General features: G+C 54.6%; 15 protein-coding genes. 6 read left to right on the top strand and 9 right to left on the bottom strand.

The window, feature by feature from the left end; translation table 11 throughout:
- Window positions 1-81 precede the first annotated feature (81 nt).
- Window positions 82-1,149 (top strand): protein arginine kinase, encoded by a 1,068-nt coding sequence (locus tag AC5DDB_RS02960; RefSeq protein ID WP_491738184.1) that lies wholly within the window; start codon window positions 82-84, stop codon window positions 1,147-1,149.
- A gap of 80 nt (window positions 1,150-1,229) precedes the next feature.
- Here the strand turns inward: AC5DDB_RS02960 and AC5DDB_RS02955 are convergent, their stop codons facing one another.
- Window positions 1,230-1,823, bottom strand: a complete 594-nt coding sequence (locus tag AC5DDB_RS02955; protein ID WP_491738183.1) for a thioredoxin family protein — start codon at window positions 1,821-1,823, stop codon at window positions 1,230-1,232.
- 128 nt (window positions 1,824-1,951) lie between these two features.
- Between AC5DDB_RS02955 and AC5DDB_RS02950 the strand changes: the two genes are divergently transcribed.
- On the top strand, window positions 1,952-2,449 hold the full coding sequence (locus AC5DDB_RS02950; protein WP_491738182.1) for a hypothetical protein: 498 nt from the start codon (window positions 1,952-1,954) through the stop codon (window positions 2,447-2,449).
- 80 nt (window positions 2,450-2,529) lie between these two features.
- On the opposite strand, the gene AC5DDB_RS02945 is transcribed toward AC5DDB_RS02950, so the two are convergent.
- Window positions 2,530-3,501 (bottom strand): OmpA family protein, encoded by a 972-nt coding sequence (locus AC5DDB_RS02945; protein ID WP_491738181.1) that lies wholly within the window; start codon window positions 3,499-3,501, stop codon window positions 2,530-2,532.
- 431 nt (window positions 3,502-3,932) lie between these two features.
- Between AC5DDB_RS02945 and AC5DDB_RS02940 the strand changes: the two genes are divergently transcribed.
- Both AC5DDB_RS02940 and AC5DDB_RS02935 read left to right on the top strand, forming a co-directional pair.
- The gene (locus tag AC5DDB_RS02940) at window positions 3,933-5,900 is read left to right on the top strand and encodes a protein kinase domain-containing protein (protein WP_491738180.1); all 1,968 of its coding nucleotides are present in this window, start codon (window positions 3,933-3,935) and stop codon (window positions 5,898-5,900) included.
- Window positions 5,901-5,999: 99 nt separating this feature from the next.
- Window positions 6,000-6,719: a metallophosphoesterase family protein gene (locus AC5DDB_RS02935; RefSeq protein WP_491738179.1), complete on the top strand. Its 720-nt coding sequence runs from the start codon at window positions 6,000-6,002 to the stop codon at window positions 6,717-6,719.
- Window positions 6,720-7,015: 296 nt separating this feature from the next.
- On the opposite strand, the gene AC5DDB_RS02930 is transcribed toward AC5DDB_RS02935, so the two are convergent.
- The 6 genes from AC5DDB_RS02930 to AC5DDB_RS02905 all read right to left on the bottom strand — a co-directional run bounded on the left by AC5DDB_RS02930 (window position 7,016) and on the right by AC5DDB_RS02905 (window position 10,677).
- Complete coding sequence (locus AC5DDB_RS02930; RefSeq protein WP_491738178.1) at window positions 7,016-7,777, bottom strand: hypothetical protein; 762 nt, start codon at window positions 7,775-7,777, stop codon at window positions 7,016-7,018.
- Between the two features lie 19 nt (window positions 7,778-7,796).
- Complete coding sequence (gene folE, locus AC5DDB_RS02925; protein WP_491738177.1) at window positions 7,797-8,453, bottom strand: GTP cyclohydrolase I FolE; 657 nt, start codon at window positions 8,451-8,453, stop codon at window positions 7,797-7,799.
- 39 nt (window positions 8,454-8,492) lie between these two features.
- A complete protein-coding gene (locus AC5DDB_RS02920) occupies window positions 8,493-9,320 on the bottom strand; it encodes a thiazole synthase (RefSeq protein ID WP_491738176.1) in 828 nt (275 codons plus the stop codon).
- Window positions 9,321-9,388: 68 nt separating this feature from the next.
- Window positions 9,389-9,589 carry a sulfur carrier protein ThiS gene (gene thiS, locus AC5DDB_RS02915; RefSeq protein ID WP_491738175.1) on the bottom strand — a complete coding sequence of 67 codons (201 nt, stop codon included), beginning with the start codon at window positions 9,587-9,589 and terminating at the stop codon, window positions 9,389-9,391.
- Window positions 9,590-9,702: 113 nt separating this feature from the next.
- Window positions 9,703-10,059 carry a hypothetical protein gene (locus AC5DDB_RS02910; RefSeq protein WP_491738174.1) on the bottom strand — a complete coding sequence of 119 codons (357 nt, stop codon included), beginning with the start codon at window positions 10,057-10,059 and terminating at the stop codon, window positions 9,703-9,705.
- Window positions 10,060-10,104: 45 nt separating this feature from the next.
- Complete coding sequence (locus AC5DDB_RS02905) at window positions 10,105-10,677, bottom strand: RNA polymerase sigma factor (protein WP_491738173.1); 573 nt, start codon at window positions 10,675-10,677, stop codon at window positions 10,105-10,107.
- Between the two features lie 439 nt (window positions 10,678-11,116).
- Between AC5DDB_RS02905 and AC5DDB_RS02900 the strand changes: the two genes are divergently transcribed.
- Window positions 11,117-11,416 (top strand): ferredoxin family protein, encoded by a 300-nt coding sequence (locus AC5DDB_RS02900; protein ID WP_491738172.1) that lies wholly within the window; start codon window positions 11,117-11,119, stop codon window positions 11,414-11,416.
- 517 nt (window positions 11,417-11,933) lie between these two features.
- Here the strand turns inward: AC5DDB_RS02900 and AC5DDB_RS02895 are convergent.
- The gene (locus tag AC5DDB_RS02895; RefSeq protein WP_491738171.1) at window positions 11,934-12,281 is read right to left on the bottom strand and encodes a rhodanese-like domain-containing protein; all 348 of its coding nucleotides are present in this window, start codon (window positions 12,279-12,281) and stop codon (window positions 11,934-11,936) included.
- A 195-nt stretch (window positions 12,282-12,476) separates the two neighbouring features.
- Between AC5DDB_RS02895 and AC5DDB_RS02890 the strand changes: the two genes are divergently transcribed.
- Complete coding sequence (locus AC5DDB_RS02890) at window positions 12,477-13,994, top strand: hypothetical protein (RefSeq protein ID WP_491738170.1); 1,518 nt, start codon at window positions 12,477-12,479, stop codon at window positions 13,992-13,994.
- The last annotated feature ends 153 nt before the right edge of the window (window positions 13,995-14,147 follow it).

The following is a 14,147-nucleotide window of genomic DNA, read 5'->3' as shown; positions in this document are numbered from 1 at the left end:
TTCTGTCCGTCACAATATAAACTGAGTTGATCGAGCCGAGGATTGGCCGATCCGATTTGCAAACTTTTTGGAGAAGACCCCGTGGACCTTGATTCCCTCACAACGACCAGTGGCGAATGGTTGCGGGGGAACGGACCCGAATCGGATATTGTGATATCCAGTCGGATCCGGTTGGCGCGGAATTTGGCTCAGTTTCCGTTTCCGAACCGAGCGGACGATGCGGCTCGGACCGAAATCGAGTCACTCTTCAAGGACGAACTTCTCGATCTCAACGTCGGGACCCGTTTGAGCTACGTCGATGTGCGAACGTTGAACGATTTGGATCGCCAATTCCTGGTCGAGCGTCAGCTGATTAGTCGTGAACATGCGGAAAGCCATGGCTCACGGGGAGTGGGGATTAGCAGTGAAGAGAACCTGAGTTTGATGATCAACGAGGAAGATCATCTGCGGATTCAGGTGCTTCACAGTGGTTTCGCGCTCGATGACTGCTGGCAACAGATCGATCAAGTCGACGACGCTATTGAGGAACGCGTTACCTATGCGTTCAACGATGAATTGGGGTACCTTACCGCTTGTCCAACGAATGTCGGCACGGGAATCCGTGTGAGCGTGATGCTGCACCTCCCTGCGCTGGTGTTGACCAAGGAGATCCAAAAGGTCTTCCAGGCGCTCCACAAGATTAGTCTTGCCGTCCGAGGTTTGTACGGCGAAGGCAGTCAGGCGATGGGCGATTTCTACCAGATTTCGAACCAAGTCACGCTGGGGAAAAGCGAAGCGCAGATTATCGCGGAATTGAAAGATGTCGTGCCGAACATCATCAATTACGAACGTCGCGTGCGGGACGCCCTGATCCAAGAGAACCGCCAGGGACTGCATGACCAAGTCTCCCGCGCTTATGGCATCCTTAAGAATGCCCAAACGATTACCTCCGAAGAGACGATGCACTTGCTATCGAGCTTGCGGATGGGGATCAATTTGGGGCTGATCGACGACTTGGAAATCCCGACGGTCAACGAGTTGTTCATTCACACCCAACCGGCACACCTGCAGAAGATTCGGCAAGAATCTCTGGAGAGTTCCGAACGCAACATCGCCCGAGCTGGTTACTTACGGCTGCGACTCGCTGACGATGAGACCGAACGGGAATGATTAGGCCGGGAGAAGTCCCAGCCTAATCAGGTTTGCCAATGTTAGGGTGCGACCCAGCCTGCACCGTTATCTCTGCCAGCTTACTCCGCTGGTTGGCCAGTGAAGTAGTTCGGGGCGGCGCCGCTTTTCCATTTGATGTTGCAGCCGATGCTCGGTTTCTGATTCTCCGAGGGTAATTTGCCGGCGAGCACTTCGTCACAGGCGGTCCGTAAGTCGGAACCTGTGATTTCCACGCTGTTTCCCGGTCGGCTGTCGTCGAATTGTCCACGATAAGCCAGCTTGTGGTCGGCGTCGAACAGGAAGAAGTCCGGCGTGCATGCGGCGGTGTAGGCTTTGGCGACTTTTTGCGACTCGTCGTAGAGATACGGGAAATTGAGTCCGTTCGCAGCGGCGAATTCTTTCATTTTCTCGGGGCTATCGTCGGGGTAGTTCTCGACATCGTTGGCGCTAATCCCGACGACGGCCAAGCCTTTCCCCTGATATTCGTCGGCAAACGGTCCGAGTGCGTCTTTTAGATGGACGACGAACGGACAGTGGTTGCAAATGAACATGACGAGCAACGGTTTGCCGGCGAAGTCTGCTTTGGAAACCGTGCCGCCGGTGATCGGGTTCGGCAGCGAGAAGTCCGGGGCTGCAGTTCCCAGGGGCAACATTGTCGAGGCTGTTTTCACCATTGTTAACGTTTCCGTGTTTCAATTGATTCAAGAAAAATCCGTTCCTTCAGTTAAACCAATCCGGCCAGTGGATGCAACCGGTCCGCCGCGGAGAATCAGGGACTTCAAGGTGTTCTCAAGAACCTCGAATGTTTTTGCCGATTCAACGAAGGATTCTGACGGTCATACGGCTGGTCGATTCACAGGTGGATGTGGGCGGTTTGTTCGCCGATATCCACCACATGCTAGATTTTGAACGGCAGGAACTCATGGAAAATACTGACTGGCGCACGGTCCTGACAGCCTATCGGGAACGCCGCGATACCGCCAAGGCCGACGATCCGGAATTCGAAGGCTGGCTGGATCGCATTATGGCGATCGATGGCATTGACGAGGACGACTTGCCCCGACTGCACGGCAAGCTGCTCGCGCTGGGCTTTCTGAAATTCCAACTCGCGGGACGCTCCGAAGGCGTGCGATATCAAATCACGGGCGAGGGAATCAGATCGCTCGAGAATTTGATCGGTCCGGTCGATGACGAAGAACTCAACGACGAGGAATCGGAAGTCAGCGAGTTGGATGACGAAGAATCGGAATCCGCCCCGGCGCCGGAAGTCTCCGCGACGATTCTGAAGTTCGCCGGCTAATATTCACGAAGAAACCCCAGCAAGTGGTTCACTCACTGGGGTTTCCGAGTTGGATATTCGTTGCAAGCAGTTGTGCGGGGTTAATTCCGCAGTGGTGCGTCGAGCGGGTCCCAGCCAGCGACGACGGCATCGGGAGCGAGCACGAAGATTTCCACACGCCGATTGACTTGGCGGTTGTCTTCGTCGAGGTTCGCGACGACCGGTTGATGTTGCCCGTAACCGGCGACACCCATTCGCTGATCTTGCAAACCGGCCTGGTTTAGCGCCAGTCGGACAGAGTGTCCGCGGTTGGTCGAGAGGTGCCCGTTCGTGGGGTGTTCTTGGCGAGTCCCCGGTTTCGCGATTGGTTTGTCGTCGGTGTGGCCCACAATCAGAATATGCAGACGCTGCGCGGACGGCTCGTTCATGATCTCTGCAAATTCCGCGAGCAGCGGAGCCGCAGAGCGTTTGATCTGAGCGCTACCGGATGAGAACAGAATATCCGAATGGAATTTGCTCACGCCGGTAAGTGGGTCGAATTCGAAGTTCGGGTACTTTTTCGCCAATTCTTCGAATCGCCGCGACGCTTCTTCAGACAAGGGGCTCGGCAAGCGTTTGCTCTCGCTGATGAGCTGTACCATTCGTCGTTCCAGCTCTTCTTGAGCGGACCGGAAGTTCGCCACCCGTTGCTCGGCGGTTTGCAGTTGGCCTTGTACATTTTGCAATTGAGCCAGCGAATCCGCGAGTTCTTGGTCCTTCTGACTAACTTGCGTTTGCAGACTAGCCATGTTGTTTTGCAGGCTAGCCGCATGCGCTTGCAACCCGGCGTTTTGCTGAGCGAGTTGCTGGTTCTTCGCGGACTCCGCAGCGGCCAGAGATGTGGCCTGCTGGTACTGCGCGGTGACGGTTTGGTTTTGCTCGTGGAGTTCCAAGGCTCGTAATTGAGCCTGTCGCAACTGCGATTGCGGCACCATATTGCAGCCGGCAATCATCGCGAACATCGGCAAAACCAGGCTGAACGTCACGCCAATCCCTAAGGGATATGTCTTGGACGGACAACGAAACAGAGACATGCGTAGGCTCCTTCTCAGAGTTCGATCCGCTGACGTTGTGTCGGAAGTCGTGCAAACGCACGTCGACAAACCGCAGGGATTGGCGAATCCGTGAAGTGGATGAGATCAACAGATTGGAGAGTGAGAGATGTTGAACGCGGCCTTGATGACGGTTGCTTGTTCCCGCAAGACAACTCGTCCGTCCGGTTCGCGGGGGGTTATATCCAGAACCGAGCAACGTGCCTAGCCGAACTTGAAGAAAAAAATTCAATCCAAGAATTTCTTGCAATTCGGGCCGACCCAATCAATGATTTTTTCCGTTCGACCACAAGTTTTCCTCATGGGACGGGAATTCGTCCGTCGGAATTTTCCGGCCTGGAAACGACTGACATCTTTCGCCCCCGGTGATAAACTGACTCTGTACGCAATACGACCATGTTGGCTTGATCAAAATGGCGAAGCCGCGGCAAAAGAAATCGACGACCCCCAGCACCCCCGAACGATACGGTCGATATGTCATCGAACGGAAACTCGGCGAAGGTGGCATGGGAACGGTCTATCTAGCACGCGATGAATCCCTGGACCGCCCGGTTGCGCTCAAGGTGCCAAAAATTGCCGAAGGGAAAACGGCCGTCCTGGAACGGTTCTACCGGGAAGCGCGAGCAGCCGCGACGTTAAACCATCCAAACCTGTGTGGCATCTACGACATCGGCGAACAAGATGGCCAACCCTACATTGCATTGGCATACATCGACGGGCAGTCGCTGCAGGACCTTATGCAGTCCGGGAAATCGTTGACAGAGCGGCAAATCGCGAGTTTGCTGCGGAAGTTGGCTGTGGTGTTAGAGTATGCCCATGGGATGGGCGTGGTCCATCGAGATTTGAAACCTGCCAACATTCTTATCAATCGCAACAAGCAGCCTGTGGTGATGGACTTCGGGTTGGCCCTTCTTGAAACCAATGATGCTCGATTGACACAGACCGGTGCGGTGATCGGCACGCCCGCGTATATGTCGCCCGAACAAGTTCGTGGTGAAACGGAAGAAGTCGGCCCCGCGAGCGATATTTACAGTCTGGGGGTGATCTTCTTCGAGTTGCTCACCGGCGAAATTCCATTTCAAGGTTCGATTGCTGCGATCCTGGGACAAGTACTTTCGGTGGCACCACCCGACTTACGCGAACTGCGAACCGATACTGATCCGCAGTTGGCTGCGTTGTGTCGTGCAATGCTGGCGAAAGACCCGAAAGACCGCCCTGCTTCGATGCAGGAAGTGGCCAATCAGCTCACCAGTTGGTTGCAGTCGAACAAGTCGGACTCTGGGCAGCAATCCGTTGTGACGTTTGCTGCCGTCGAGACTGCGAAAACGTCGGCCACGCAAGTGTCATCCGTCAAGCATCCGACAATCTCTGACAACCCTTCGGTCTACCCCATACCAGACCGAAAAAAGCCAGCGTCGGCAAAATCTCCAGGGGCGTCGCTGTTCGATCACCAGGTCGAATCGGTCCCGACGAAACCGACCAATTCCCAAAAGCCCAAACCGCCGAAGAACCGGGGCAGACGTCCGCCGAGATCTCGGCGGTCTCTTGAGATCAATTGGCTATTCATCGGTGGCCCCATTGTATTGACCATGTTCGGCCTGTTGCTCGGATGGATCATCTTTGGACGCAAGCCTTTGCCCAGCCCCGAACTCGCTGAGGTTTCGCCCACGGCTCCGGCGAATATACTGACGGTGACCAAACCATCGACAAATACACCGGACGCGAGCACGAAACAACCGACGCAGGAAGTCGCAGCCGATACCGATCCTTCGTCTGAGGGACCTCAACAACCGTTTGTGTACTTAGACGCCGATGGGTTTCGGCCGCTTTCCGGCAACAGCGATATGTCGCATTGGTCGGTATTTGGTGGCAATCGCAACGCGTGGATAGCGGTGGGCGACGAAATTCGGCTAAGTGATACCGGTGACGATAGCTGGTTGGTCTCTGCCCGGCCCTACGAGAATTTCGAATTTCAATTCGAATACAATCTTGTCTCGCGTGGAAACAGTGGTGTGTACATTCGGACCGGCACGTACTTCTCCGAAAGCGAACGGTTGGAAGTGCAACTGCTTGACGACGATCATCCATCCTATCAGGGCGTCCCGGCGGTAATGAAGACCGGCGCGGTTTACTCAATTATCCCCCGCGAACGCCCAGTTAGCGCTCCCGCCGGGGAATGGAATCACGTTTCGATTCGCGTTGAGGACACCCGAATTTGGGTGAAAATCAACGGGACGGAAGTGCTGTCGAACGATTGGCGCTACTACCAAGATCGGCTCGATCGCGAAGGGATTGTCACGAAGAGTCCGGGATACATCGGCTTTCAGAATCATCGGTACGGAATTCGCTTGCGAAACCTCCGTATTCGGGAAATTCCCTGATGGTTTTGGTGACTGCATCCCTGTCGAAAGACCTGATTGTCTGCTGCGGTTGATCGGAGAGTATTGACGGACAGTTATGGGAGAGCTGCGGGCGAATTTATGAAGTTACTTGTATTGGCGGATATCCACGCCAATTGGCCGGCGCTTTCCGCGTTGGAAGAATCATTCGACGCCTGCTTCGTTGTAGGAGATATCGTCGACTACGGAGCCGATCCGGTGGAATGCATCGATTGGGTTCGTGCGAACGCAACGGCATGGGTTCGGGGCAATCACGATCATGCGGTGGCTCAACGTGTTGCGCCGTTGGGCGGTTCCGGGCTTCGTGGTTTGGCGGCCGCCACCCGTCCGCAGCATTGGGACGTGCTCGATGCCAAACGCCTGTCTTTCTTGGCGAAAATGCCGGTTCAGCAGCATATTCAGTTCGACGGGCACACCCACTTCCTTGTGCATGCCACTCCCCGGGATCCCCTCGACGAATACCTGGGAGCGGACGAACGTCAATGGCGAAAGCGCTTAGCTGACATCGAAGCCGACTTCGTTTTCGTGGGCCACACGCATTTGCCGTTTCATCTCGATCTCGGCGATAAACAGTTGATCAACCCGGGTAGCATCGGGCAACCACGCGATGGTGATCCGCGAGCGTCCTACGTGGTCATTGAAGATGGTCGAGTTGAATTCAAGCGATACGAGTATGACATCGAAGCCGCGATCGCTCGGCTCCGGGAAATCGGCGTCGAAGGCCCGCCGTTTGAGTTAGCCGAGCAGATTCTCCGCACCGGTGGCCAAACCCCGTCAACACCCAGCAACGAACCTGGGTAGTGTATTGATCGTGGTGCCACTGGCTTGGCCAGTGCGAACTCAAGTTGACACCGAAGCTGCAAAGCACTCGCGAAGCCAGTGCAAGAAATTGCATGTATTAAAGACGATATTACATAACATACAATGCAGTTTATACTTGGGTGGCATGCCCACCGTTTGGGGTGGGCATGGGCCAGCGATGTTGAAATGTCCAATCATGCCCACGCAAAGCCATGGGCATGCCACCCACGACGCTATGTCGATGCAATTTATTGCAGTGGCACCCGAAGTCAGCAATCAATCCACACGCTCTGCGATCAGAACGGCACGCCGAGTTCACGAGTGAGTAGCGTCGCCGAAAGTTCGCCGATGAAGGTGAGAATTACGCCGACGAACAGCACGCCGGTCGCGGACTGTGTGTTGCGGTATTTCAGAATCCGCCAAACCATAACCGCGAGCAATGCCGGTCCCAGGATTCCCGCGATCCAGCGAAGTGCCAACCAAGTCAACGTCGTGCCAGAGCCGACCAACTGCCAGTTCATCGCCAGTGCGATTGCCGACATCACAAATCGCATCAACACGGCGACTGCGAACAATTGATTCGCCCGTCGCAACGGGTCGTGGGACATCGTCGGAGCTGTCAAATACCAGTGACCGAGCAACATCGCTACCATTGTCACGCCCAGGATCGCAGATGTGGCGACTTCGGAATCGACCCGGAGGGCATTCTCTAGAAGCGGTGTCGACGGACGGGTGACAAATACAACGATAATCGCCAGCGAGCTCAACGCGATTGTATTGCCGAACCATCGACCGGCGACTCGGCGTTCTAGTGTCCAAAAGACGGAACCCAAGAAGGCCAGGACCGCAATTCCGATAAACAGCGGTAAAAACGGCGATGGTGAGACCAGGATCGGTGTCGCGTTCGGGGCGTTGCCGGTCAAGCAGCCTAAGACTGCCAGTCCGAGCACAACGAGCATTTGGATGCGGAAGAACCCTGATGAGATTTTTGGCTGTGGCAGAAATGCCCAGGTGAGGGACATCCCGAAGATCAATCGAGCGGCGAATTGGGCAATCATCTCGTCGCAACCATTTCCGTTATGAACGGCGGGAGTGTTCGGTGATCAACGCCATCGCTTCGGCTCGGCTCGACTGATTCGACCTAAACAGCCCTCGCACCGCACTCGTCACGGTCAAGCTGCCGGGCTTGCGGATGCCTCGGATCGTCATGCAGGTGTGTTCGGCTTCCAAAACGACGATCACGCCTTTTGGGTCAAGTTCATCGTTCATCAGGTCGGCGATCTGGTGCGTCATGCGTTCTTGCACCTGCGGTCGCTTCGAGATTTCCTCGACCACGCGGGCCAGTTTACTCAAGCCAGCGATCTTCCCCTTCGGGATATACCCCACATGAGCGGTGCCCATGAATGGCAACAAATGGTGCTCGCAGGTGCTGTTGAAGGAGATGTCCCGTACGAGCACTAGTTCGTCGTACTCTTCCTGAAACACCTTCTGGAAATGCCGAGACGGGTCGCTGTGTAGTCCGGAAAACAACTCGGCATACATTCGTGCGACGCGTGCGGGGGTGTCGAGCAAGCCCTCGCGGTCCGGATCTTCCCCAACCGCTGCGAGAATCTCCCGCACCGCACGTTGAATTCGTGCGTGATCGACCCTGCTCTCGGAAGATGCAATACTGAGATCCTCTGTCGCCTCCGGCGGTTGCCGGTCGAGATCGGAATCTTGGACGTTTTCGTTCACAAAACGCTCTGGAAGTAGGTGAAAAACTTGGGCAGGAGGTTAGACGATTTTGCCCGCATCGGGGCTGCTGGCAGTGGCGTAAAGCTTTTTGGGGATCCGTCCCGCTTTGTAGGCAAGATGACCGGCTTCGCACGCTAGTTTCATGGCAACAGCCATTGTCGCAGCGTCTTTCGCACCCGCGATACCGGTATTGAGCAAAACGCCGTCGCAACCGAGTTCCATCGCGATGGCGACATCGCTCGCCGTTCCTACGCCGGCGTCGACGATAACCGGGTAATCCGGGTCGTCACCTTTGAGGTATTCCAGGCAGATGCGAATGTTGTTCGGATTGAGAATCCCCTGCCCGCTGCCGATGGGACTGCCCGCTGGCATCACGCAAGTGGCGCCGGCTTTTTTCAAGCGGTCGGCGGTGACCGGGTCGTCGCTGGTGTAGCACAGCACTTGAAAACCGTCAGCGACCAGTTTTTCGGTCGCTTCGAGCGTTGCCACCGGGTCCGGCAGCAGGGTTTTCGTGTCGCCGAGCACTTCGAGTTTGACCCAATCTGCTCCGGGGTTTTCCAAGCCTTCGAGAATTTCGCGTCCCAACCGAGCCACACGAACGGCGTCATCGGCATTGAAGCAACCGGCGGTGTTCGGGAGGATGGTGTACCGATCGAGATCGATATACTCGAGAATGTTCCGCCCTTCCGCATCAATCAGACGCTCACGACGAACCGCCACGGTAATCACTTCCGCACCGCTGGCTTCCAGGCATTCTTGCATTAATTCAAACGTCTGGTATTTCCCTGTTCCCACGATCAAACGTGACGAGAACTCATGAGAACCGAGACGGAATTGATCCGAATTCGACGCGGTCGCAGTCGTCATAATCTAGGCCAGTCAATTCAGGATGGTCTGCGAAATCGAAAACCGTGATGGGCGTTGGTCGAAGTCATTCACCCGCCGCCGACGAGCGTCACAATCTCCACGCGATCGCCGGGTTTGAGGACATGCTCGGCGTGATTCCGTCGCGGGACGAGTTCCGTGTTGCACTCGATGGCCACGAACCGAGGCTGCATCTTCAATTCCCGAACGAGATCGGCCAACGTGAGCCCCTCAGACACTGTACGAGTTTCCCCGTTGAGAACAATTTCCACGACGTAATCCCGACCCGTGTGTGAACAGTGACTCCCAGCGGTCGAGTGTAGACCTGCCGAGAAAGAGCGTCAAGAAACTCACGAAACTTACAACAAGGCCAAGCGTGTCGAAATCATTCAGCCAGTTCTTCTCGTTCCTGAACTGTCAGAGATCGAAGCACCAAACCGATCGGTAATTCATCATCTTGATGTTCGGCAGCGAGGCATAACCAGCCGCTGTCGAGTTCCCAAGCAGCAGCGACATACGCTTCGGGATACCAGTTCTTGAACCACTCCTGGTCTCGTGGAGTTGAAAAATTGGGGTCGCCTAACTCGTTGGTCACCGGTTGTAGTAATCGCGCAAACTTCTCAGAGAATCGTGCGTAATGTTCTTCTAGTACCTCAGGAGAACATCCGTTGAGCCAATCGGACTGTTCGAGAAATTCTGTTGCTGACCCTGCCCGCATCAGCCGATCGATAACGGCCTTCATTCGACTAGCTTCAACCATTCAAACATGGTGACTTCGATCAAGCGGTTAACCCAAGTTGCCTCGCATGCGTTCGCGAGCGCGGGTGAGGATCGGCCCGAGGGAGTTGTACGGCACGCCAAGCGTTTGACTGATTTCCTGGTAGGTTTTGCCTTCCAGGTAGTGCAATTGCACGATACGGGCTTCTTCCGGTGAAAGTTCCGAGAGCAGTCGTTGGACTTCCTCTTGGTTTTCGAGTCGGCTGCCAGGGGCGGAGTTCGAACCTGTCGAACCCACGGAATGATTGCCATTCTGGCTGGCGTTTGGGGACTCGGAACGGTGTCGACGATTGACTTCGTGCACCACAATTCGTCGAACTATCACGGTCAGATAAGTTTGAAGCGAACTTCGTCCTCGGAACTGCTGAAGCACGGCGGCATTGTTGGCGACGATCTGGAGAAAAACCTCAGAGCACAGATCGTCGATCTCCTCAGGCCCCATTCGCACACTATGGGAGTGGGCGACGTGTTGAATGACATGAACGAACAATCCGTAGTGCTGGTCGATAAACTCCTTCCACGCCTCTGGATCGTTAGCCAGACAACGCTGCAGCAGCTTGCGGTCGTTTTCGGACAGAGCCACAGGTCAACCCTTTGGAACGCCTCAGTCGCGAGGTGTAAGTCATAAGGTGCAGATCAATTCATCCCTCCATTGGAACTACTGTACTTGCGCCCGAAAGCGGCGACAAGTTGTGTTTAGGGCCATCCGGAAAATGGTGCAGTTTCGGCTGACCTAAGTCCTCAATATACCATCATATTACCAAACCGGACCTAAGTCGCCGACAGGTTGCGGGCCAATCCCGTCTTGGAGGAGTGATCATTCGGTAAAGTGGTGCTTGACAAGTGCTTCCATCGGGTCTAAGATTTGCGAAAATTCCTGCGGGCAGGTCCGAAATTGATTCGACACTTCGTCGAATGAGGTCGATCACTATTGCAGGAGCCCCGTTTCACCTCCGGGGCTGTTCGTCATTTCGAAGTCATCTCGAGATCAGCGTTCTCACCAACTTTCTGAAGGAACTAACATGACTCACGTTGTTGCCGAACCCTGCTTCAATTGTAAGTACACCGACTGCGTCGTCGTGTGCCCCGTGGAGTGCTTCTACGAAGGCGAATCGATGCTCTACATCCATCCGGATGAATGCATCGACTGCGAAGCCTGCGTGCCAGAATGCCCAGTCGAAGCGATTTTCCACGAAGACAACCTTCCGGAAGAGTGGACCGACTACACCGCTTTGAACGCGGAACTCGCCCCACAAACGCCGGTCATCACCGAAAAGAAAACCTCGCTCGCCGAAACCGGCGGCGAATGTGCATCGGCTTAAGCAAAACGGCTCGATAACACCAATCAAACTTAAAACGCCGACTGGGCAGTGATCCAGTTCGGCGTTTTTGCGTTGGTGCATTCATGCGATACATTGCAGCAGGACATCTCTCTATTTATGGGATTGTCCATGCTCTCCTATTCATTTTTGCACCGACATTGGAACCGACAACGTTTCCTTTGATCGGGTTCTTTGCCTTCCTTGCGTTTAGCCTTGAGAATCTTTTCTCCGATCTATAACGAAGCAAGACGATTGATACCGCGCTGCGTGAGAGCGTTGTCCAATGGACTCTCCCATTCTTCGCCGGCATCGTCGGCGGGTGCTTCTGGGGGACGTTCTCCGCTCTTTGTGGGATTGTCGTTGAATGCGTCGCAATCGGTTCCCCGACCGCGATCACCGCTGCGATTGTATTCGTACCAACAATGGTGTCTGTCTCGCTGAGTGTCGAAACCAGCGTAGCGTTTGTGGACAAGTTTTGCCGCAGAATGCTTGACCTTCAGTCAATTGAGCGGGCCGATCAATAACGTGGCAACGCCGGATCGATGACTTCCGCCCAACGGTCAATGCCGCCCGCCATGCTTTTGACGCTCGGGAACCCCTGCTGCGTGAGCCACGCGGTGACTTGCATGCTTCTTCCGCCGTGGTGACAGTGGATCACAATGTCCTTGTCCTTTTGTGATTCCAACTCACCCAGACGTTGTTGGATCTCGCTCATTGGCAGTAGCACAGCCGGTTCGATGTGTACCGTGTCATATTCAGCTTGTTCTCGACAATCGACCAGCAGGAAATCGTCGCCGTTGGTGAGCTTCTCCTGCACGGCTTCGCAGCTGATTTCGAGCGGGTGAAGTGACGAATCTTGTGACATAAGGTTGGTTTCTCTGTTCGGAATTTTGGGCACAAAAGCCCTATTCTGTCGCGAACGTCAACAGTTCGCAACACGGTGGTCGCATCGGTTAAAAGGATTACCCTTCCTTGTGCAGCATGCTTAACTTTCCGCAATTGATTCGTTATAAGTCGAAGGCGCCATCTGTGATCGACGGTTTCAATCGGGAAGGACGCTATGAAGGTCAAGGAGTTACTCGAACATCATGGAATCGCCGAGAATCCCTTCGGTCAGGAAGATGCCCAGTCCGACCATGTGTTCCGCGAACATTGTTTAAACGGCACTCACCACCCTGCCTGGGACAAGATTCTCGGCACACCGGGACAACCAGCGACGTCCGTCGTCTTTGGCGAAAAAGGCAGCGGCAAAACGGCGTTGCGGTTGCAAATTGTCGATCAGATCCGTCAATTCAACGAGAAGTCGCCGAAGTCGAAAGTCTTCGTGATTCAGTACGACGACTTCAACCCATTTCTGGATAACTTCCGCGAAAGACTACGTGGTCGGCGGCGGAAACCCGAGCGAGCACTCACCTATTGGCGACTTTACGATCATATGGATGCCATTTTGTCGCTTGGCGTGAAGCGGCTTGTGCGTACGGTCTTGGAAGCCGAGAAAAAAGGCGTGCACCCTGACGCCGAACTGACGGTGGAAGACGTCGAGCAACTTTCGCCCAGCCAACGGCGTGATTTGCTGTTGCTCGCGGCGTTCTATAACAACACGTACGACCAAGCCCCCGATCGTCGCTGGAATGAGCTGCGACACAAGCTCGATTATCAATCTTGGTTGAGCACCCACACGTGGACCTCGAAGTGGGATCTCTGGTTGGGCTGGTTTGTTACCCTGCTAACCATGATCATTGTGACTGTGAATTGGGACTTTCTTTCCATTTTCAGCATCTGGTCGTTGCTTGTCATCTTTCTGGGGTGGTTGCCGTTTTTGCGACGGCAATTCTTCATGATGAAAGCGGCTTGGCAGGCGAGTCGTCAAATTCGCGTGTTCGATCACCAACCGAACACCTTGCGACGCATCCTCAGCAAGTTCGACTTCCGCGACATCGAAGGCCAACGAATGCCAACGAAGGATCGGAGCGACGATCGCTACGAACTGCTTTCGAAGTTCCGTTCGATTCTCGACACGCTGGGTTACGGCGGAGTGATGGTGTTGGTGGACCGCGTGGATGAACCGCACCTCATCAATGGTGCTCCCGAACGTATGCGGGATCTTATCTGGCCAATGTTCGATAACAAATTCCTCCGCCATGCGAACATTGGATTCAAACTATTGTTGCCCGCGGAAGTTGTGCATTACTTGGGACGGGAAGAAGCCGGCTTCTACGAAAAATCGCGGTTGGACAAATTGAATCTGATTCAATCGCTCGAATGGACCGGGGAATCGTTGTACGATGTAGCGACCGACCGTATTCGAGCCTGTGCAGCTCCGAATGCCACGAAGCAACCGACCGTGGGGGACTTCTTCGATGACACGATTACCCGCGAAGAGCTAATCGGCATTTTTGCACGTTTCCGTGTGCCTCGGCATTTGTTCAAATTTCTGTATCGGTTAATGGTTGATCATTGCAACCGTTATACTAGTGAAAACCCTGTGTGGACGATCGATCGCGACACGCTGCATTCCAGTCTGTCGATCTTCATGCGTGACTTGAACACGTTTGATAAAGGACTCGGAGTGGGCTAATCAAAGTCTCTGTTCTTGATGACACTCCCCGTACTCTTCGGCCGCCAATCGTGTGGTTTGCCGAGACGGGGAGTGAGAAAGTGCATGAGGAAAACTCCTGGAACCGACATTAACACCACTGAAAATTGGCCAGCAAACCATCCCTGCCGGTAC

Source organism: Thalassoroseus sp. (genome assembly GCF_984380535.1).
The sequence above is the reverse complement of the archived record's forward strand: the minus strand, read 5'-3'. Positions and strand labels throughout refer to the sequence as shown.

What these genes read in the sequence shown, in the direction of transcription:
- AC5DDB_RS02955 (WP_491738183.1), bottom strand. Translation starts at nt 1,823, where the DNA reads ATGGTGAAAACAGCCTCGACAATGTTGCCCCTGGGAACTGCAGCCCCG.
- AC5DDB_RS02950 (WP_491738182.1), top strand. Translation starts at nt 1,952, where the DNA reads ATGTTTTTGCCGATTCAACGAAGGATTCTGACGGTCATACGGCTGGTC.
- AC5DDB_RS02945 (WP_491738181.1), bottom strand. Translation starts at nt 3,501, where the DNA reads ATGTCTCTGTTTCGTTGTCCGTCCAAGACATATCCCTTAGGGATTGGC.
- AC5DDB_RS02940 (WP_491738180.1), top strand. Translation starts at nt 3,933, where the DNA reads ATGGCGAAGCCGCGGCAAAAGAAATCGACGACCCCCAGCACCCCCGAA.
- AC5DDB_RS02935 (WP_491738179.1), top strand. Translation starts at nt 6,000, where the DNA reads ATGAAGTTACTTGTATTGGCGGATATCCACGCCAATTGGCCGGCGCTT.
- AC5DDB_RS02930 (WP_491738178.1), bottom strand. Translation starts at nt 7,777, where the DNA reads ATGATTGCCCAATTCGCCGCTCGATTGATCTTCGGGATGTCCCTCACC.
- AC5DDB_RS02920 (WP_491738176.1), bottom strand. Translation starts at nt 9,320, where the DNA reads ATGACGACTGCGACCGCGTCGAATTCGGATCAATTCCGTCTCGGTTCT.
- AC5DDB_RS02910 (WP_491738174.1), bottom strand. Translation starts at nt 10,059, where the DNA reads ATGAAGGCCGTTATCGATCGGCTGATGCGGGCAGGGTCAGCAACAGAA.
- AC5DDB_RS02900 (WP_491738172.1), top strand. Translation starts at nt 11,117, where the DNA reads ATGACTCACGTTGTTGCCGAACCCTGCTTCAATTGTAAGTACACCGAC.
- AC5DDB_RS02895 (WP_491738171.1), bottom strand. Translation starts at nt 12,281, where the DNA reads ATGTCACAAGATTCGTCACTTCACCCGCTCGAAATCAGCTGCGAAGCC.
- AC5DDB_RS02890 (WP_491738170.1), top strand. Translation starts at nt 12,477, where the DNA reads ATGAAGGTCAAGGAGTTACTCGAACATCATGGAATCGCCGAGAATCCC.